Raw genomic sequence first — 19,612 nt, 5'->3', positions numbered from 1 at the left:
TGATTACCCCCCATTATTCCAACGTATAAAATATATAAAAAATTCCTTGTAGACAGATTTCTAATTCCATTGATACCATTCGTCAATAAAAAATTATATTTTCTAAAAAATTTCTTTTTTACGAATTATCTTTTATCTTTCGAAAATTTCTTTGCAAGGCTCCAGCTCTTTTATCAAAAAGTAAGCATCCATTCTTCATCAAATTGATTACGAAACCATGTCATTTGTCTTTTTGCATATCTCCTCGTTTGTATTTTCACCGCTTCAAGAGCACTCTCAAAGCTTCTATATCCATCCAAATAAGCCATAAACTCAGGTATACCAATAGCCTTCATTGCTGGTAATGAAGGGGAAAGTTTAAGTTTTTTCATAGCCACCACTTCTTCTAAAGCTCCTCTTTCAATCATAGAATCCAAGCGTTTATGAATACGTTCATAAAGCAAAGGACGTGGTGGCATGAGAAGAATTTTTTCGGTCAAATTCGGCGCAATGAGAGGTGTTGTTTTTTGTTTCTGCCACCAACTGAGCGTCTTACCGGTTGCATCATAAACTTCCAAAGCACGGACAATACGCTGTCTATCATGCGAAGAAATTTTTTCAGCAACAACAGCATCAATCTGCAACAACTGGCGATAAAGACTTTCAGGTCCCTCTTTATCAAGCAGCAAACGCCACTTCTGCCGCACAACATCTGGAACATGAGGGACTTCCGAAATCCCCTCTAAAAGAGCACGAAAATAAAGTCCTGTTCCACCAACAAAAATAACTGATCTTAAAGAAAAAGTAGCCAATAGCTTCTCGACATCATACAACCATTGCCCTACTGAATAGTTCAAAGTAGGACTCACATGGCCATAAAGATAATGGGGAACAATCGCGGTGTCAGCCTCCCCCGGCCGTGCCGTTAAAATATTTAAAACATCATAAACCTGCATTGAATCAGTATTAATAATGAGAGCATTCTTTTCTTGAGCCATTTGCAAGGCAAGTTCTGACTTCCCACTTGCCGTTGGCCCTGCTATCAATGTAATTGTTCTTTGTGCCATAAATAGCAATTTCTCCCAATCAATAACTTATTGCAACATACAGACACCCCCAAAGCCACTATCTTCTCTCCATTATCATAGAGTAAATACTTCAAACAAAAATACGAACACAAATTCCCCTTAAGACAAAGCCCCTTATGAAACTTATAAAAAAGAAAAAATAGACTTAAGAACAACACCAAAGGAATTTCCAAGCATTTTTTGCTATCATAATTCAATAACAAACCACAGCTATAATAATTTTGTCCGTTTAGGCCATTAAAAACATACTCTTTGTCATCATTTATAAAAATAATACTGAGCTTAACCTATACAATCAAACAGCTTTATTTTTTCCTATAAAAACAGCATGCTACTCTGATTTATAATAGGAGATTCAGAAATTGTCTTCTTCACGCTCTTTTTTTATAACTATTTTTTCATCCATCACCAAGAAAGGTGTAAATATATATATAACTAATTTAGTCTAATATGATTTTTCTCTGAGAGAGCTTTTTTCAAACTGAAGTGAAAAAACGTTCTCTATAGCACACAAAATACAATCACAAAGTGCTAAAATTCTCACTAGATACAACATTATTTATAATAATAATTGACTTAAATACAAAACATAGATCTCCTATGCACTATTTTAAAGCCTAAGCTGTTGCAAAGTTGGAAATCTAGCAAATCTATGATGGTAGCAACTTGTACTTTTATTTAACGCAAAAATAGAGCTGCCCAATGAATTTTATATTGCACACCCCATGCTCTCTATCGTGAAATGAATTTGAGAAATATTGGACATCACATGCCTAGCTTGCAAAATATCCCATATACTAAGGCTGATAAAAAACAAAAAATAATTTTTAAGGATCAATCCATTAGGAGCGTTACGAACCGTAACTCTCCATCTGGACGCGCTACAATAAATAGAGCATTTTTGCGTCCAGCTTCACGTAATTTATGAATACGTTTTTTAGCCTCATCAATTGTTGTGATAGAACTCTGATTGATATCAACAATCACTTCACCAACGCGAATACGCTTTTTATCCGCTGCACTATTTTGTGCAACAGATGTCACCACTAGTCCTCGAAGTTTATCTGAAATTGAATAACGATGACGCAAATCCTCCGTCAGTTCAGATAACGTCATTCCCATAAATTGCATTGTCACGTTTTTCGACAGATCTTGATTTTTTTTATCATCAACTTCTTCTTCTGTATCTTCATTTGGATCTGTTTCAATCAAACGTCCAAGCTTAACTTTTACTGTTTCTTCTTGCCCATTCCGTAAAACAGTAACATCCACCACCTTTCCTTCTGAACTTTCTGCAACTAAACGCGGCAAATCACGTGCATGCTTAATTTTGGAATTACCAAAAGAAAGAATAACATCTCCAGTTTGTAACTGGCTATTATCTACATTATTTTCTTCCGTCTGTTCTATTTTACCAGCCACCAATGCTCCCACAGCATTGTCCAATTTTAAACTTTTTGCAATATCCTCTGTTACCGGCTGAATACGAATAGCCAACCAACCACGTCTTATTTCTCCAAAATCACGCAATTGATTAATAACAGAAAGAGCCATATCCGATGGAATAGCAAATCCAATACCGATAGATCCTCCCGAAGGTGAAACAATTGCTGTATTAATGCCAATGACTTCACCATTTCTATCAAATAACGGACCACCAGAATTGCCCCGATTAATTGCTGCATCTGTTTGAATAAAATTATCATAGGGACCAGCATTAAGATCACGGTTACGCGCAGAAATAATACCAACCGTCACACTTCCACCAAAACCATAAGGATTACCAATAGCCATAACCCAGTCACCAATACGTGCTTTTTCTGAGTCACCAAAACGCACAGCTTTTAATTTTTTACTTCCTGCATCGACTTGAAGCAACGCCAAATCAGTTTTGCTATCCTTTCCAAGAAGCTTTGCCTTTAGTTTTGTACCATCCGTAAAATTAACTTCAATATCATCAGCATCAACAATAACATGATAATTTGTAACAATAATCCCCTTTTGCGCATCAATCACAAAACCAGACCCTAAAGAACGCACCTTTTGAAATTGACTATCTTTTTGAGCATCCTTGGGTGTAAAAAAATCACTAAAATATTCCTCCAGCAATGAATCTTTTGGGATAACGGGTACCGAGGTATTTTCATCCTGTTCTGTTCCTTCAACAGTCTGTGCCGTGGAAATATTCACAACTGTTTCCAAAAGCTCAGAAGCTAAATCAGGAATAGAAAGCAATGCCTCGCTTGTCTCTGCTCCCCAAGACAAACCTGACCCTGATAGAAACAAAGTCACACAAAAAACAACTCTTGTGATAAAAAACTTTAAAAACGTATTTTTACTCACGACACTTCTATCCATGACATGCCTTTAATCAAAGATGCAAAGAGCCCCACTAAATTTATCTACATAAAACCAGCACGGCTCGATACTCTCTACCACTTTTACCATAAAAGAAAATGGTCACAGATCATTCTTTTCATGCAAAATCTCGTATCTGCAATCCATTATTTTATCTATTCTCTCCCGATTTTGGATCAGTTTTACTAATGCCAGTATTCATTGTCGGTAAGAATGCTTTATTTGCCTGCGGCGGATTACGAAAATAGAAAAAGAAATCCTCATTTGGAGAAATCACCATCGGTGTTTTCTCTAAATTCTTGTATTGTTCCATCGCCAACCAAAAATCGTAAAAAGACGGATTAGCCTCCCTCGCATTCAATAAAAGACGAATACTTTCAGCCTGACCTTCACCACGAGTAATTTCAGCATCACGCTTTGCCGCTGCTACAATTTCTTCATATTCACGATTAGCTTCTGCTACAATACGATCTCGCTCTTGTTGACCACGAGCACGGATATTTTCCGCAGCAGCTTCACGTTCAGCTGCCATTTGCCGATAGACATCTTCTGAAACAGCATCAGTCAAATCGGTTTTACGAATACGCACATCAACAATGGTAATACCCAACGAACCTGCATCTACAGAAAACTGCTTCTGTACTTCAGCCATCATCGCGCCTCGTTCATCCGATAAGGCTGCTTTAAATTCTCGCTTACCATAAACAGCACGCAAAGCGTCAATAAACCGTGGTGCAAGGTTTTCACGTGCCGCAATTTGTGGACGCCCAGAAGCAATGCGCTGTAAAAACAACTTAGGATCTGTAATACGGTAAATAAAGAACGCATCCACCTCATAATACGCACCACCACGAACCTGTACAGATTGTGTAGGAACATCGTAACGCAATAACCGATTATCAACAATGATCATCTTATCGATAAAGGGCGCCTTGAAATAGATTCCAGGATTAGATTCTACCTGAACAATTTGTCCAAAACGCTTAATTGCTACTTGTTGACGAGGATAGACGATAAATACGGACATCCACAAAATCATCAAAACAAACACTATAGCACTAAAAACAAACAAAAAGCGAGATTGCTGCATAATTAATCTCCTCCAGAAATACGAGAATCTAAGAGTAACGCAGGACGCGCTGATGTTGCCTTTACTTTTTCCGATGACTTGCTACGCAACAATTCGTTCAAAGGTAAATAAGGCACCGCTGGAGAATTTGCCTGATCAAGAACCAGCTTATTTGGTGAAGAAAGAATCCGCCCCATCGTCTCCATATAGAGACGATAGCGAGCAGCTTCTGGTGAAATCGCAGCCTCACGAGCTATCGCCTGAAAACGTTCAGCACGCCCTGTTGCCTCTTCAACCATTTGTGCCTTTTCACCTTTTGCGATTTCCCGTGTGCGTGAAGCTTCACCATTTGCTAAACCAATTTTCGTAAAACGCACACGATTCCCCTCTTCAATCATTCTTCCACGTTCCTGCTCCGCCTGCTGAACAGAATTAAACGCAGCAGCAACCTTTGTCGGAGGAGCAGCTTCACTGATAGACACACGGCTTATTTCAACACCAAGTTGATATTTATCTACAGTCAACTGAATAATCTTTCTGACGTCATTAGCAACTTCTTCTTTCTTGTCACGTAAAACATCATCAACCGGCCGCGAACCAATGACCTCACGCATTGCACTCTCAGCAACTTGGCGGACTGTTCCCTCTTGATCATTCACATTGAATAAAAACTGACTAGGGTATGAAATCCGATAGTAAACGGAAAAATTAACATTAACGATATTCTGATCACTTGAAAGCATTAAGCCATCACTTTGTTGCGCCTGACCAGGCTTCCCACCAATCGCAATTGTTTTTTCCGTTAAAGGTACTTTCATATAGGTCTCAATTGGCCAAAAATGAAAATGCAACCCATCACCAATAATGCCTTCTTTAGGGATGCCAAAGCGCAACTCTACCGCTTGTTCATTTTGCTGAACAATATAAATTGACTGGTATAGCCAAAAAAACACAATAAGCAGAAGGAATAAAACAGAAAAACTGCTTCTCCCGAATTGTTTAAACTGATCCTGCCCTTTGCGCAAAATATCATTAAGATTAGGACCATTTTCGCCACCATTACCGCCACCAGAACCAAAGAGATTCTTAGCTGGTGTTTTTTTGTCACCACTGTTTTTATCGCCACTCCACGGGCCACCACCATTTTGATTTGTCCAGGGCATTATCACCTCTTTAACTGATTACCACTACTCGAACACCAACCATTTGCTTGATCTTATAGGGTGTCTCTTACCTCATTACAATACAACTGATAACCCCTTCCACTTCATATTACAAAAAATTATTTCCGCTCATAAACAACAAAACGTGTCGGATGACTATCTTTATCCCCTTTTGGAATATCTTGTGTTTGCACAATAGTCCACTTTTCTTTATCAAAAACAGGAAAAAAACTATCACCTTCTATAGAAGCTAAAACTTCTGTAAGAAATATTTTATCAGCCATATGCAACCCTTGTTGAAAAATTGCACCACCACCAATAATAAAAATTTCCTCTACATCATTTTGAGAAGCAACGCTTGTTGCAAGAGAACAAGCTTGCGATAAAGAGTGAGCAACAACAGCCCCCTCAGCACAAAAGGTACAATCACGCGTAATGACGATATTTGTACGCCCTGATAAAGGTCTCCCGATAGAATCCCAAGTTTTTCTTCCCATAATAATGGGCTTACGCAACGTCAAAGCTTTAAAGCGTTGCAAATCCGTCGATAAATGCCACGGCATTGCACCTTCACGACCGATAACACCATTTTCTGCAACAGCAGCAATTAAACAAATGGAAATCGTCATATTGCTACCGGCGCTTTAATATGAGGTTGTGCTTCATAATTAAGCAACTCAAAATCCTCAAATTGAAAAGAAAAAAGATCTGTTACCGCTGGATTTATGCGCATACATGGCAAAGCATTTGGTATACGAGACAATTGATATTTTGCCTGTTCAAAATGATTAGAATAAAGATGAGCATCTCCCAGAGTATGAATAAAATCGCCTACTTTAAGACCGCTTACTTGCGCAATCATCATCGTTAGCAATGCGTAGGATGCAATATTGAATGGAATACCTAAGAAAATATCCGCCGAACGCTGATAAAGTTGACAAGATAATTTACCCTCCGCAATGTAAAATTGAAAAAGACAATGACACGGAGGTAACGCCATTTCCTCTATTAATGCAGGATTCCAAGCTGATACAATCAAGCGACGAGAATCTGGCGTTTCCTTAATCATCGTTAAAAGATTGTTAATTTGATCAATATGGCGTCCATCAGGAGCAGGCCAAGAACGCCACTGATAACCATAAACAGGACCAAGATTTCCCTTTTCATCAGCCCATTCGTCCCAAATCGACACACCATGCTCTTTCAACCAAGCGATATTTGTATCGCCTTTAAGAAACCACAAAAGCTCATAAATAATTGAACGTAAGTGTAGCTTCTTTGTTGTCAACAACGGAAATCCTGCTTGTAAATCAAAGCGCATCTGATACCCAAAGATAGATCGCGTGCCAACACCCGTTCGATCTGTCCGATCAATACCCTGATTTAAAACATGAGATAAAAGAGCAAGATATGACTTCATAGGGCTATTATGTCCGATTCTTCTCATTATAGAAAATAAAAACTGTAAAATCCGTACAAACATAATTCAAATCTTTTTCCAAAAACATCTTACACAAGAAATTATCATGATCTGACTAAATTTTTGATGCAAAAGATAAAATACTATAGACAGCTTCTAAAAAAATGACATAAATGAACAAAGATGGATAAACATCAAATAAAGGGATCGACTATGGAAAAACAAGAAGCTTTAAAACCACATGATACAAGAAAACGTATCTGGGCTATCGTGTCCAGTGCATCAGGTAATCTAGTAGAATGGTATGACTTTTATGTTTATTCCTTTACATCTATTTATTTTGCATCACAATTCTTTCCCTCAGATGGCAATGTCGTTACGCAACTTTTAAAAGCGGCTGGTGTCTTTGCTATTGGTTTTCTTATGCGCCCAATCGGCGGATGGCTTTTTGGCTTCATTGCCGATCGTTACGGACGCAAACGCTCAATGCTTATCTCTGTTTTTATGATGTGTGGTGGTTCGTTCTTAATCGCCCTACTTCCTACCTATGAAACCATTGGAGTGGCAGCAGGAATTCTTTTACTTTTACTCAGAATGCTTCAGGGGCTTTCTGTCGGTGGTGAATATGGTACAACAGCAACTTATATGAGCGAAATCGCCCTCAAAAATCGCCGTGGATTTTTTAGCTCTTTCCAATATACCACACTGATTGGTGGTCAACTTCTAGCCAGTCTCGTTATATTCATTTTAGCGCTTTATCTCACCGAAGATCAGCTAAAAGCGTGGGGCTGGCGTATTCCATTTGCCATTGGTGGATGCGGCGCAATTGTTGCGATTTATCTACGCCGCACACTCCATGAGACAACGACCAAAGAAAGTCGTTCTAGTGCACAAGCTGGTAGTATTAGGGGACTTCTGAGTAACCACCGAAAAGCTTTTTTTCTAGTTATCGGCTTTACCGCTGGAGGATCGCTCACATTTTACACCTATACGACTTACATGCAGAAATATCTGATCACAACCACCGGCTTTGATAAACATACAGCCACAACTATAATGACTGCTGCACTCTTTGTTTTCATGTTACTCCAACCCCTCTTTGGTTCTCTCGCAGATAAAATTGGAACAAGAACTTCTCTCCTTATTTGGAGTGTCTTATCTATTATCTTTACCATTCCTGGACTTAATATGATTGGTAATACTGATAGTACATGGATTGCTTTATCAGTCATTACTGGAATGCTCTGCATTATGAGCTTTTATACATCTATCTCTGGCATTGTAAAATCAGAAATGTTTCCCGCTTCAGTACGAGCGATAGGAGTTGGGCTCTCTTATGCTATTGCCAACGCACTGTTTGGCGGTTCTGCTGAATATGTCGCGCTTGGATTAAAAGATCTTGGATATGAATCTGTCTTCTATTTTTATATAACCGGCATGATGATTATTGCATTCATTGCTGTTCTCTTAATGCCAGATGCTCGCAAAAAAGGGTATTTACAAGGAGACGATATTCATTAACCTTTAATGTTAACAAACAAGGGTTTCAACAAAAAAAGCAAAGCCCAGTATTCTGGGCTTTTTTATATTCTTTCCAATAGAAGTTTAAAGCTCACAGTTTTTTATCCCTTCAAACACTCTAAAGAAGCAATGTTCCCTCCTACACACGCCGCTTATAAAAACAAATGGCTTCATATTATTATGTAATAAATACTTCTTTTGCTGAATTTAATTCACTGAAGATAAAAAACGTTTGATTTATTTTAATATTCCCATTCCCACTCAACGTTGAAGAAAAGTGATTATCTTTCAAGAAATTTTATCAATAATAAAGATTACACTCATGATTTTGTTTAATACGTTCTTAATAGTACCCCCCTCATGCAAAACAAATCCTTTCATGAAAAATAGAAAATACCATTATATTATGAATTCGCACACTTTTTTGAGAAACATTTCTCAATGCACCCAACTCCATTTCACAACGACACCCGTGAATGACATAACGTAAAAGCCCCGTAAAGTATAAACATGGGCATCACTCTCTTTACACTTAATAAAAGTGCAAGCCGCTATCATTATACTATTGAGGAACTCTTAATATTGTACTCCCCCTTAACACTTAAGATCATTCCTAAAAAGTATTTTAACTGATACACCAACCTCGCATGCAATAGTCAATAACATCATTTTACGAAACAACATCAAGCATATAAACTAAAGAGTATCATATCTTCATAAGCACTCTGCATATGCAAATAATTCACAATCAAACAAAAAATAATATTTCCTTAAGGATAGTAAAAAGCGCATGATTTACGCAATATAACAACACCATAAGCCCAAAACAGCACTGATAGCTCTAGAAAAAATCTTTATGTTTCCCTGAAAAATTATCATGGTACAATGGCGTTTTTATAATGCACATCGTAAATAGCTTTAAAAAGAAGAAAAGTTATAAATCTAAAAGGGGAATACTTCATGAATAATCAAACAACTTTAGACCCACATGATACAAGGAAACGTATTTTTGCTATCATGTCCAGCGCATCAGGAAATCTGGTAGAATGGTACGACTTCTATGCTTACTCCTTTGCATCGGTTTATTTTGCCTCACAATTTTTTCCTGAAGATGAAGATATCGTTACACAACTGTTAAAAACAGCAGGAATCTTTTTTATTGGCTTTCTTATGCGTCCAATTGGAGCATGGCTCTTTGGATTCATTGCGGATCGTTATGGACGTAAACGCTCAATGCTTATTTCTGTTTTTATGATGTGTGGTGGCTCTTTTCTCATTGCCATACTTCCTACTTATAAAACCTTGGGAATAACAGCAGCATTCCTTCTCCTTTTTGTCCGTATGTTTCAAGGACTTTCCGTTGGAGGTGAATATGGTACAGCAGCAACTTATATGAGCGAAGTTGCACCCAAAAATCGTCGCGGGCTCTTTGCTTCTTTTCAATATGCAACAACGATCTCAGGTCAACTTCTCGCAAGTTTTATAATATTTATTTTAGCCCTTTACCTTACTGAAGATCAGTTAAAAGCGTGGGGATGGCGTATTCCTTTTGTGATTGGTGGCTTTGGAGCAATCGTTGCAATTTATCTGCGTAGTTTGCTCCATGAAACAACAACCCACAAAAGCCGCTCTGAAAAACATGCTGGTAGTCTTCGAGAACTTTTTCGCAATCATAAAAAAGCTTTCTTTTTGGTTGTTGGCTTTACAGCTGGTGGATCACTCACATTTTATACATACACTACTTATATGCAAAAATATCTGATCACAACCACCGGCTTTGATAAACAAACTGCAACAACGATAATGACTGCCGCCCTCTTTATTTTTGTGCTACTCCAACCCCTTTTTGGTTCCCTAGCCGATAAAATTGGAGCAAGAGCTTCACTCATTAGTTGGGGGCTATTATCCATTATCTGCACTATCCCTGTACTTAAAATGATCGGTAATGCCCATAATCCATGGACAGCACTCTTAATCATTATTGGAATACTCTGTGTTATGAGTTTTTATACGTCCATTGCTGGTATCATAAAAGCAGAATTGTTCCCTGCTTCAATCCGAGCAATTGGTGTTGGATTTGCTTTTGCCATTGGCAACGCACTCTTTGGCGGTTCTGCCGAATATGTAGCGCTTGGATTAAAAAATATGGGATACGAATCTGTTTTCTTTTTTTACATAGTTGGTATGATGGTCATTGCACTCATCTCTATTCTTCTTATGCCCGATATAGATAAAGGAGGATATCTCGATAAAGACGATAGACTTCATTAAACTTATTTTCTGGATAAAAAAAAAAGCCCAAGAAATTGGGCTTTTTTTATCTCCTCTCCATCCTAACAAAGAACGAAAATTCTGCCCCGCATTCGTCTTACAAACAACTCAGTTTCTCTTAAATTGTCTATAGTTACTGCCCTCTTTATGTAATTTACTTGATAAGATTCTATAGGCAAGCCCTACCCTAAATATTTATCATGATATCTGAAAAACACCTCATACGGAAAACCTTATATGAGCCTTACCTCCCCCTCCTAAATAATGATGTGTGGTGATACAACAAGATAAGCAAGGACACAAAATCCCCTTTTACATTATTTAAGCTTTATGAAATGTCTTCAGTTTTTGGGCTTTCTGCTCATAAAGACCATCTCTTCTATAATCTTCCGGTATGCCAATAATTGCATTCTTCTCATAAAGTTTAAAGGTATCTTGATCTACTTTTCAATGTTCTCTCCCTTTAAATGCAACGTGATAACTTTTTATTCTATAACACAAGTAAAAATCTTAAAACGAATGACAACATAACTCTAATAAATCATCTTAAAGAGTTTCCCTAAGAAATTATTATAATACAATTGAATTTTTCTGGAAATCATAAACAATTATGTTTAGAAAATATAAAATATAAATCCAAAAGGGGAACAATTCATGAAAAATGAAACAACTTCAGCATCACAGGATGCAAGAAAACGTGTTTTTGCTATTATAGCAAGCGCATCAGGAAATCTCGTAGAATGGTATGATTTTTACGTTTACTCATTTGCATCAATTTATTTTGCATCACAATTCTTTCCCTCCGATGGTGATACGATTACGCCACTGTTAAAAACCGCGGGTGTGTTTTTTATTGGCTTTCTTATGCGCCCTATTGGAGCTTGGTTTTTAGGATTTGTCGCCGATCGTTATGGACGTAAACGCTCGATGCTTATATCCATTTTTATGATGTGTGGTGGCTCTTTTTTCATCGCCATACTTCCCACCTATGAAACCTTAGGAATAACATCAGCAATCCTTTTACTTTTAGCTCGGATGATGCAAGGACTTTCAGCGGGTGGTGAATATGGTACAGCAGCCACTTATATGAGCGAAGTTGCTCTCAAAAAACATCGTGGGCTTTTTGCTTCTTTCCAATCAGCCACCCTTATTACAGGTCAACTTCTTGCCAGCTTCATTATATTTATTCTAGCATCTTATCTCTCTGAAGATCAGTTAAAAGCATGGGGATGGCGCATTCCTTTTGTGATTGGTGGTTTCGGGGCAGTGATTGCGATTTATCTGCGTCGTTCTCTCCACGAAACAACCACGAAAGAAAGCCGCTCTCACAAACACTCTGGCAGTCTTAAGGAACTTCTCACCAAGCATACAAAAGCCGTTGTCGTAATTGCATGCTTTGCATCAGGAGGATCACTCACATTTTACACCTTTACGACTTATATGCAAAAATATCTAATCACAACCACCGGCTTTGATAAACATACCGCAACAACGATTATGACAGCTGTACTATTTATTTTCATCCTATTCCAACCCATAGCTGGTATCATAGCCGATAAAATTGGAACAAAAACTTTACTTATCATTTGGAGTATACTCTCTGTCATCTTTACATTTCCTGGACTCTGGATAATCGGTAATACGCATAGTATATGGGTTGCCTTTTCCGTCATTATTGGCTTGCTCTTCATTATGAGCATGTATACATCCATCTCTGGTGTCGTCAAATCAGCAATGTTTCCCTCTTCAATACGCGCATTAGGCGTTAGCATCTCTCATGCCATTGGCAACGCCTTATTTGGTGGTTCTGCTGAATACGTCGCGCTTGGATTAAAAAAGTACGGTCATGAATCACTCTTTTATTTTTATATAACCGTCGTGATGATCATGGCATTCATTGCTCTTCTCTTTGTCCCGAGTATGCGTAAAGGAGGCTACCTCCAAGAGGATGAAAAACATTAACCCTTTTTATCAACGAAAAAGCCCAAGAAATTGGGCTTTTTTTATCATTATCACAAATTTAATATTGTTTAAATTTTATGAAGTGCATTAAGGTGCTTAGCAACTAGATAATAAAAAGTCAGTCGACTTTTTCTACGCTCTCCAGACATCATCTCAGCCACTTTTGAAACAGCCATTTTAGCACTCTTCTCATCGGCTTCTAAAACATCTTGAACCCATTTTTCAACACGTTCTAACTCTTTTGGATCCGATGTAGCAACAAGCGCTGCATCCTGCTTTTTCATCACTAAAGCTAAACGACGGCTAAGTCGTTCTACTGCTGCTTCATCGGGATTTGAATCATATAGTTTAATATCTGCTAAATTATTTGTCATTTTGCATCATCTCCTCTCCAAAAATGAGCGGACTATACTTTACAGCCGCATCATATAGCTCCATAAATAATTAGAGGATTAAAAATATTAACAACCCCCCCTTTTCCTAAGACTGTTCTTCATCTATATTTAGAGGGCTGGTTTACCAGCTATGGTAATAAATGGACGGTGAAATAAACCTATTGGACCCGGGGGCGGTACCCGGCGCCTCCACCAAAATATAAGAAACCAAAGTTATATTTTGGTGGGGGCGAAATAGGATCGACAAGGGTGTAAAGATCGCTCTTTTACTCGGCATTGTACCACCGTTATCGGGCTAAATGAGTAGTTGCAAATGACAACTATGCGGAAGCACGTCTCGCCGCTTAAGGTGGTGTGAATGTTTCAATTTGAGCCTTAAACCGTCGCAGGTTTAAGCGGGGTTCGGAGGCACCTGGCAACAGAAGCCTTCACTTTTTTAAATGTTGTTGATTGATCTTTCAGACGTTATCAGACATTATTTACCATAGAGTTTCGTATTTATTCGATTTATTGAGGTGCATCGTAGAAAAAATACTGCTAATTTAAAATATATTCTGTCACACAATATCAATACGCCCCATTCTGCTACGTGAAATAAAAGGAATAAACTTCGATGGTTAAAGATCAAATCCGTTACGATATTCTCGTTCAGGATGCGCTTCGTGGAGTTATCCGTAAAGTTTTATCGGAAGTTGCCAAAGCAGGTCTTCCGGGAAATCATCATTTTTTTATAACTTTTTTGACAAATGCCCCAGGCGTTAAAATTTCTCCTCGGCTAAAAAATCGCTATCCCGAGCAAATGACAATCGTCTTACAACATCAATTTAGAGATCTCAGTGTTTCAGAAACAGCTTTCGAAGTAACCCTCTCTTTCAGGGAAATAACCGAAAAGCTCGTGATTCCTTTTACTTCCATTCAGGTCTTTTATGATCCTGTAGCAGCATTTGAAGCAGCATTTGATCTGCCCTCAAATCTGACCTCTGGAGAAAGTGAAAATTCAGAAAATACCTCAACTACGCCCATTACCTTATCAAACAAACAAAAAATAGAAAATACGCTTACAAAAGAACAAAATCTCAGTACAAACAAAGAACCTTCAAATAACGATGCAAAACAAAGTCAAAGTGCTGATGTTGTATCTTTAGATTCCTTTCGGAAAAAATAATTTTTCTCATGACTGAATTGATTAATCTTCGCCAATTTCGAAAACAAAAAAAACGTACAGAAAAATCTCTTCGTGCTGAGCAAAATCGTTATCGTTTTGGACGAACAAAAACTGAAAAAAATTTTGAGCAACAAAAATCTTTAAAAACGCAAAAATTTCTTGATCAAAATCGTTTACGAAACGACGAATAAAGGTGGAAAAATGCACGAAAATAATTCTATCGATTGGTCAAAAGTCATTCCACGAAAGATATCTGTTCGCGTTGATGGACACGCAACAAGCGTCTCTTTAGAACCACCATTTTTAGATATTCTAAAAGATATAGCCCGCCAAAAAGGACAATCTTTAGCCTTTATTATCACCGATATTGATAGCAAAAGACCACAACAAGTAAATCTTTCGGCTTCGTTACGCGTTTATGCCCTTCAAAGCGTTCTCACCCAACGCCTTTAATGTTTGTGCTTATTTTTTACGTTCTCTTTCTGTCTGTTCAACTGAAACTGTTGTGACTTTTTAAGAGAAGTTTTTTTAATCTAGAACTTCAATAAAAAAAAGACTACAAAAGAGAGATAATGAGTAATTTTTCTGATCACACCATACCTTTCTTTGAAGAAGATTCCCCTCCAGACCATGATAAGAAGAGCTCTGGTTTTTTCTCCCATACTCTAAAAGAACAAAAATCATATAACACAGATTATTTAGAACAACTCAATCCAGAACAGCAACAAGCTGTTATGAATACTGAGGGACCTCTTTTAGTTCTTGCAGGTGCTGGTACAGGAAAAACGCGCGTTTTAACAACCCGTATTTCTCACATTTTACGCTCTGGACTTGCCTCTCCTCAGCAAGTACTTGCTGTCACTTTCACCAACAAAGCAGCACGTGAAATGAAAATACGTATTGGTGAACTTATTGGAGAAGTTGTTGAAGGTATGCCTTGGCTTGGAACCTTTCATTCCACTGGCGCTAAAATTTTACGCCGTCACGCAGAGCTTGTTGATTTAAAAAGAAACTTTACAATTCTCGATAGCGATGATGTTCTTCGACTTTTAAAACAGCTTATTCAAGCTGAAGGATTAGACGATAAGCGTTGGCCCGCACGAAACCTTGCCATGATGATTGATTCTTGGAAAAATCAAGGACTTTCACCAAAACATATCTCAAAAAGTGATGCTCATTCCTTTGGTAACGGCATGGGACGTGAACTTTATCACAATTATCAAAATCGATTAAAAGATCTTAATGCTTGTGATTTTGGTGACCTTCTACTTCATTCTATCTCTATCTTCCAACATAATCCAGATATTCTTCGCGAATATCATTCTCAATTTCGTTATATTCTTGTCGATGAATATCAAGATACAAATACAGCACAATATCTTTGGCTTCGCCTTTTGGCCCAACATCCTCAAGGTCAACATGTTAATCTTTGTTGTGTTGGCGATGATGATCAATCCATTTATGGATGGCGTGGTGCAAAAGTCGAAAACATATTACGTTTTGAAAAAGATTTTCCTTCTGCTAAAATTATTCGTCTAGAACGCAATTATCGCTCAACATCCCATATTCTCAAAACCGCCTCCCATCTCATTGCTCATAACGAAGAAAGGCTGGGAAAAGTCCTTTTTTCTGCTCAAATAAAGAGTGAGGAAGAAAAGGTAAAAATTCATTCAGCATGGGATTCGGCAGAAGAAGCACGAGCAATCGGAGAAGAAATCGAACGCGCACAACAAACCGGTCATGCATTAAATCATATGGCTATATTGGTACGCGCATCATTTCAAATGCGTGAATTTGAAGATCGCTTTGTAACACTTGGCCTTAATTATCGCGTCATTGGTGGTCCTCGTTTTTATGAGCGAATGGAAATACGTGATGCCATGGCTTATTTACGCGTTGTTGTCCAACCTACTGATGATTTAGCTTTTGAGCGTGTTATTAATACACCAAAACGCGGCATAGGAGATGCAACCCTGCGCATTCTTTATGAGAGTGCACGTGCACGTGCTGTTCCTCTCTTTTCTGCTGCCGCTGACATCATTGAAACAGATGAATTAAAGCCTAAGGCACGCAGTGCGTTACGAAGCCTCATTGAAAGCTTCCGCCGCTGGCAAAATATGCTTCAAGACACTCCTCATAGAGAACTTGCCGAGATCGTCCTTGATGATTCTGGTTATACAACCATGTGGTTAGAAGATCGCTCACCAGAGGCTCCTACAAGACTAGAAAATCTTAAAGAAATGATTCGTTCCATGGAACAATTTGAAAATCTTCAAAGTTTTTTGGAACATGTTGCACTCGTTATGGAAACGGAAAATAATGAAAATATGGATGCAGTCAACATCATGACACTTCATTCAGCCAAAGGACTTGAATTTGAAACAGTTTTTCTTCCAGGTTGGGAAGAAGGACTCTTTCCCCACCAACGCTCATTAGATGAAGGTGGACGTTCAGGATTAGAAGAAGAACGGCGCCTTGCTTACGTAGGTCTAACAAGAGCAAAAAAACATTTGCATATATGGTTTGTATCTAATCGAAGAATTCATGGACTTTGGCAACCTGCTCTTCCCTCCCGTTTTCTAGATGAATTACCAGCAGAACATATAGAAGTTGTAGAAATGGAAACATCCTATGGTGGTTATGGAAAATCTTCCTTTCAACATCACGATTCCTTTTATACTGACTATGCAACAGCAAGACAAAAGCGTGCACAAAAAAACAAGAATATTGAAGGGAAAGTTATCTCTCAATCAATCTCTCATGCACCATCAGATTTTTCTGTCAATGATCGGATTTTTCACATAAAATTTGGTTATGGTCATATTACAGCAATAGACGATCATAAATTGACAATAATGTTCGAAAAAGCCGGAGAAAAGCGTGTACTAGACAATTTTGTAAACAAAGCTTAATTACAAGTAAACCACGATCAGTTTTTTCAAGAAACCACTTTATTTTATTCTGAATGTCATTTCCATTTACGAACAAAGGCTTCAATAGGCAAATTTTGCATATCAGGCAATGCGTTGTGAATTTTATCAAGCGGCCAATCCCACCAAGCCATATCTAAAAGGCATTCTATCACATTATTGGGAAAACGCATCCGCAACCGTTTAGCAGGCACCCCAACGACAATCGTATAAGGCAAAACATCTTTCGTTATAACAGCGTTCGCGCCAATGATAGCGCCATGACCAATAGTCACCCCAGGCATAATAACCGCACCATATCCAATCCACACATCATGCCCAATAATAACACGTTTTGCACAACGCCTTTCACGAAAACCACTATCTAATGCCATATAACGAAAATATTCGTTTGGACGATAGGTTATTTTATGCGTTGAAACGCGCTCCATAGGATGCTCCAACGCATTCATTCGTACATGAGATGCAATAGAACAAAAACGCCCAATATCGCTATAAATAGCCTCACTATTACGTTCTAAATAAGAAAAATCTCCAACGGTTACATCCCGTAAAATCACCCGCTCATTAATTTCCACATAGCGCCCTAATTTACAACCATGCAGCCGTGCCGTCGTATGGATACGAGGCTCACTTTCATGAAACCGAAGATCGTTCTCAATATTCATGCATCTTTCACCAATGTTTCATCATAGATATGGAAAGACATACCAATCAAGCCAATAAAATCAACCATGAAACACACATTGCAAAACAAACCTGCCGATGTTACAATTTCTCGATCTATTTAAGAGAGTCAAACTATGAAAAATGTAATACGCATCTTGGGGCTGACAATCATATTTCTTGCAGGTGTTTTTATTTATGATACGCTGACAAATAAGCCTTTAGGTGATAACTTTACTCTCACTGATTCTAATGGAAAAAATATTACTGAGGCTGATGTTCGAAGCAAGCCTTCAATAATTTTTTTCGGCTTCACTATGTGTCCTGAAAGCTGCCCTACCACACTGATGAATCTTGATCGATGGCTTACAGCCCTTGGGCCTGAAGCTGATAAATTAGGTATATGGTTTGTGACTGTTGATCCTGAACGTGACACACCAAAAGTACTCCATGATTATCTCAGTAATTTTAACAATAAAATTGTTGGCATCAGCGGAGATCCTGAAAAAGTTCATAAAATGGTCAATTCTTTCAACATCGTTGCTGAAAAAGTCCCTGAAACAGATGGAAACTATACATATAACCATACAGCAGCAATTTTTTTACTCAAAAAAGGTGGAAAATTAGCTGGCGTTATCCGTTATGACACGAAAGAAAGCGATAGCGAATTAAAAGATGAAATCGCCATTGAACGGTTAAAAAAACTCATCTTAAACTAAAAAAACCGATCAAAAGAAAGAACAGCATGTCGCAACAAATTCGCCTCTATTATACTGCTTCTAAAAATGAAGCAGAACGGTTCTATACCCTTATAGAAACAGCCTTTGACGAAGAAGGGTATCCTCTTGCTCTTACAGAGATAGATGAACAAAATGCTGTATATGAGCTTTCTCTATATGTCGATCAAGACAATCAAGAGAACGCATTGAAACGTTTTGCTCAAATCCTTTCTATAGATTTTGATAAAATTAATATGGAAGTTTTACCCAACATTGATTGGGTACAAAAAAGCCTAGAAGGACTAAAACCTGTGCAAGCCGGTCCTTTTTTCCTTCATGGAAGTCACAACCGAAACGCCATTCCAGCAAATGTTCTCCCTATTGAAATTGAAGCTAATCAAGCTTTTGGCACCGGACATCATGGAACAACAGCCGGTTGTTTAGAAATGATTGCCAAAGTCATGAAACACGAAAATCCCAAAAATGCCCTTGATCTTGGTACTGGGAGCGGTGTACTAGCCATTGGCATAGCAATGCTCAAACCAATTACTGTTCTTGCATCCGATATTGACCCAATTGCTGTTCAAGTTGCACAACACAATATCGAATTCAATGGTGTCAAGGAATATATTACAGCTATTACAGCAACAGATTTTGCCCATGATGCAATTGCATCACGAGCCCCTTTTGATCTCATCGTTGCCAATATCCTTGCTAATCCGCTTATTGAACTTGCGCAAGAAGTAGTAAAAGCACTTCAAAAAGGGGGATCACTTATACTCTCTGGAATTCTTGAAGAACAACATGCCCATGTTTTAGAGACTTATATACAACAAGGACTCAAGCATATCGAAACATACCACCGGCAAGGATGGGTTACGATACATCTGAAATAAAATAAAAGAA

Annotated in this window: 17 protein-coding genes and 1 other RNA gene; 10 read left to right on the top strand and 8 right to left on the bottom strand. The window is 38.1% G+C overall.

Features of this window, described 5'->3' with window-relative positions; all coding sequences use genetic code 11:
* Nucleotides 1-173: 173 nt before the first annotated feature.
* The 6 genes from miaA to ACFIK7_RS04165 form a co-directional block, all read right to left on the bottom strand.
* A complete protein-coding gene (gene miaA / locus ACFIK7_RS04190; RefSeq protein ID WP_375643463.1) occupies nt 174-1,046 on the bottom strand; it encodes a tRNA (adenosine(37)-N6)-dimethylallyltransferase MiaA in 873 nt (290 codons plus the stop codon).
* 855 nt (nt 1,047-1,901) lie between these two features.
* Nucleotides 1,902-3,425 (bottom strand): Do family serine endopeptidase, encoded by a 1,524-nt coding sequence (locus ACFIK7_RS04185; RefSeq protein WP_273790754.1) that lies wholly within the window; start codon nt 3,423-3,425, stop codon nt 1,902-1,904.
* 151 nt (nt 3,426-3,576) lie between these two features.
* Nucleotides 3,577-4,515, bottom strand: coding sequence for a protease modulator HflC (hflC, locus tag ACFIK7_RS04180; protein WP_273790755.1), 939 nt, complete (start codon nt 4,513-4,515; stop codon nt 3,577-3,579).
* Nucleotides 4,516-4,517: 2 nt separating this feature from the next.
* Nucleotides 4,518-5,657: an FtsH protease activity modulator HflK gene (gene hflK, locus ACFIK7_RS04175; RefSeq protein ID WP_273790756.1), complete on the bottom strand. Its 1,140-nt coding sequence runs from the start codon at nt 5,655-5,657 to the stop codon at nt 4,518-4,520.
* A 119-nt stretch (nt 5,658-5,776) separates the two neighbouring features.
* On the bottom strand, nt 5,777-6,286 hold the full coding sequence (locus ACFIK7_RS04170) for a dihydrofolate reductase (RefSeq protein WP_273790757.1): 510 nt from the start codon (nt 6,284-6,286) through the stop codon (nt 5,777-5,779).
* A complete protein-coding gene (locus ACFIK7_RS04165; RefSeq protein ID WP_273790824.1) occupies nt 6,283-7,077 on the bottom strand; it encodes a thymidylate synthase in 795 nt (264 codons plus the stop codon). Before ACFIK7_RS04165 ends, ACFIK7_RS04170 begins: the two co-directional genes overlap by 4 nt.
* A gap of 213 nt (nt 7,078-7,290) precedes the next feature.
* On the opposite strand from ACFIK7_RS04165, the gene ACFIK7_RS04160 reads away from it, so the two are divergent.
* The 3 genes from ACFIK7_RS04160 (at nt 7,291) to ACFIK7_RS04150 (ending at nt 12,831) form a co-directional block, all read left to right on the top strand.
* Nucleotides 7,291-8,598, top strand: coding sequence for an MFS family transporter (locus tag ACFIK7_RS04160; protein WP_375643461.1), 1,308 nt, complete (start codon nt 7,291-7,293; stop codon nt 8,596-8,598).
* Nucleotides 8,599-9,558: 960 nt separating this feature from the next.
* Nucleotides 9,559-10,869, top strand: a complete 1,311-nt coding sequence (locus ACFIK7_RS04155) for an MFS family transporter (RefSeq protein ID WP_273790759.1) — start codon at nt 9,559-9,561, stop codon at nt 10,867-10,869.
* A gap of 654 nt (nt 10,870-11,523) precedes the next feature.
* Nucleotides 11,524-12,831, top strand: a complete 1,308-nt coding sequence (locus ACFIK7_RS04150) for an MFS transporter (RefSeq protein ID WP_273790760.1) — start codon at nt 11,524-11,526, stop codon at nt 12,829-12,831.
* Between the two features lie 68 nt (nt 12,832-12,899).
* Here the strand turns inward: ACFIK7_RS04150 and ACFIK7_RS04145 are convergent, their stop codons facing one another.
* Entirely contained in the window at nt 12,900-13,205 is a 306-nt protein-coding gene (locus ACFIK7_RS04145; protein WP_273790761.1) for a DUF2853 family protein, read from the bottom strand.
* Nucleotides 13,206-13,302: 97 nt separating this feature from the next.
* Here ACFIK7_RS04145 and ssrA point away from each other — a divergent pair.
* The 5 genes from ssrA (at nt 13,303) to ACFIK7_RS04120 (ending at nt 17,303) form a co-directional block, all read left to right on the top strand.
* Nucleotides 13,303-13,659, top strand: a transfer-messenger RNA (tmRNA) gene (gene ssrA, locus ACFIK7_RS04140).
* 180 nt (nt 13,660-13,839) lie between these two features.
* Nucleotides 13,840-14,391, top strand: a complete 552-nt coding sequence (locus ACFIK7_RS04135) for an SspB family protein (protein ID WP_375631167.1) — start codon at nt 13,840-13,842, stop codon at nt 14,389-14,391.
* 8 nt (nt 14,392-14,399) lie between these two features.
* Nucleotides 14,400-14,582, top strand: a complete 183-nt coding sequence (locus tag ACFIK7_RS04130; RefSeq protein WP_273790763.1) for a DUF4169 family protein — start codon at nt 14,400-14,402, stop codon at nt 14,580-14,582.
* A 10-nt stretch (nt 14,583-14,592) separates the two neighbouring features.
* Entirely contained in the window at nt 14,593-14,844 is a 252-nt protein-coding gene (locus ACFIK7_RS04125) for a ribbon-helix-helix domain-containing protein (RefSeq protein WP_273790764.1), read from the top strand.
* Between the two features lie 119 nt (nt 14,845-14,963).
* Nucleotides 14,964-17,303, top strand: a complete 2,340-nt coding sequence (locus ACFIK7_RS04120) for an ATP-dependent helicase (protein WP_375662977.1) — start codon at nt 14,964-14,966, stop codon at nt 17,301-17,303.
* Nucleotides 17,304-17,359: 56 nt separating this feature from the next.
* On the opposite strand, the gene ACFIK7_RS04115 is transcribed toward ACFIK7_RS04120, so the two are convergent.
* Nucleotides 17,360-17,989, bottom strand: coding sequence for a DapH/DapD/GlmU-related protein (locus ACFIK7_RS04115; RefSeq protein WP_375643457.1), 630 nt, complete (start codon nt 17,987-17,989; stop codon nt 17,360-17,362).
* Between the two features lie 135 nt (nt 17,990-18,124).
* Between ACFIK7_RS04115 and ACFIK7_RS04110 the strand changes: the two genes are divergently transcribed.
* Both ACFIK7_RS04110 and ACFIK7_RS04105 read left to right on the top strand, forming a co-directional pair.
* Nucleotides 18,125-18,706 (top strand): SCO family protein, encoded by a 582-nt coding sequence (locus tag ACFIK7_RS04110; RefSeq protein WP_273790767.1) that lies wholly within the window; start codon nt 18,125-18,127, stop codon nt 18,704-18,706.
* A 26-nt stretch (nt 18,707-18,732) separates the two neighbouring features.
* Nucleotides 18,733-19,602, top strand: coding sequence for a 50S ribosomal protein L11 methyltransferase (locus ACFIK7_RS04105; protein WP_375662976.1), 870 nt, complete (start codon nt 18,733-18,735; stop codon nt 19,600-19,602).
* Nucleotides 19,603-19,612 lie beyond the last annotated feature (10 nt).

It is taken from the genome of Bartonella sp. CL266QHHD (genome assembly GCF_042195355.1).
Taxonomy (GTDB): Bacteria; Pseudomonadota; Alphaproteobacteria; order Rhizobiales; family Rhizobiaceae; genus Bartonella.
This window is presented reverse-complemented; position numbering and strand designations above follow the sequence as displayed.

Bases quoted from the DNA above. Each gene is read 5' to 3' on its own strand.
- ACFIK7_RS04135 (WP_375631167.1), top strand. From the start codon at position 13,840: ATGGTTAAAGATCAAATCCGTTACGATATTCTCGTTCAGGATGCGCTT.
- ACFIK7_RS04115 (WP_375643457.1), bottom strand. From the start codon at position 17,989: ATGAATATTGAGAACGATCTTCGGTTTCATGAAAGTGAGCCTCGTATC.
- ACFIK7_RS04145 (WP_273790761.1), bottom strand. From the start codon at position 13,205: ATGACAAATAATTTAGCAGATATTAAACTATATGATTCAAATCCCGAT.
- ACFIK7_RS04125 (WP_273790764.1), top strand. From the start codon at position 14,593: ATGCACGAAAATAATTCTATCGATTGGTCAAAAGTCATTCCACGAAAG.
- ACFIK7_RS04150 (WP_273790760.1), top strand. From the start codon at position 11,524: ATGAAAAATGAAACAACTTCAGCATCACAGGATGCAAGAAAACGTGTT.
- ACFIK7_RS04130 (WP_273790763.1), top strand. From the start codon at position 14,400: ATGACTGAATTGATTAATCTTCGCCAATTTCGAAAACAAAAAAAACGT.
- ACFIK7_RS04120 (WP_375662977.1), top strand. From the start codon at position 14,964: ATGAGTAATTTTTCTGATCACACCATACCTTTCTTTGAAGAAGATTCC.
- hflC (WP_273790755.1), bottom strand. From the start codon at position 4,515: ATGCAGCAATCTCGCTTTTTGTTTGTTTTTAGTGCTATAGTGTTTGTT.
- ACFIK7_RS04110 (WP_273790767.1), top strand. From the start codon at position 18,125: ATGAAAAATGTAATACGCATCTTGGGGCTGACAATCATATTTCTTGCA.
- ACFIK7_RS04165 (WP_273790824.1), bottom strand. From the start codon at position 7,077: ATGAAGTCATATCTTGCTCTTTTATCTCATGTTTTAAATCAGGGTATT.
- ACFIK7_RS04170 (WP_273790757.1), bottom strand. From the start codon at position 6,286: ATGACGATTTCCATTTGTTTAATTGCTGCTGTTGCAGAAAATGGTGTT.
- ACFIK7_RS04155 (WP_273790759.1), top strand. From the start codon at position 9,559: ATGAATAATCAAACAACTTTAGACCCACATGATACAAGGAAACGTATT.
- miaA (WP_375643463.1), bottom strand. From the start codon at position 1,046: ATGGCACAAAGAACAATTACATTGATAGCAGGGCCAACGGCAAGTGGG.
- hflK (WP_273790756.1), bottom strand. From the start codon at position 5,657: ATGCCCTGGACAAATCAAAATGGTGGTGGCCCGTGGAGTGGCGATAAA.
- ACFIK7_RS04185 (WP_273790754.1), bottom strand. From the start codon at position 3,425: ATGGATAGAAGTGTCGTGAGTAAAAATACGTTTTTAAAGTTTTTTATC.
- ACFIK7_RS04105 (WP_375662976.1), top strand. From the start codon at position 18,733: ATGTCGCAACAAATTCGCCTCTATTATACTGCTTCTAAAAATGAAGCA.
- ACFIK7_RS04160 (WP_375643461.1), top strand. From the start codon at position 7,291: ATGGAAAAACAAGAAGCTTTAAAACCACATGATACAAGAAAACGTATC.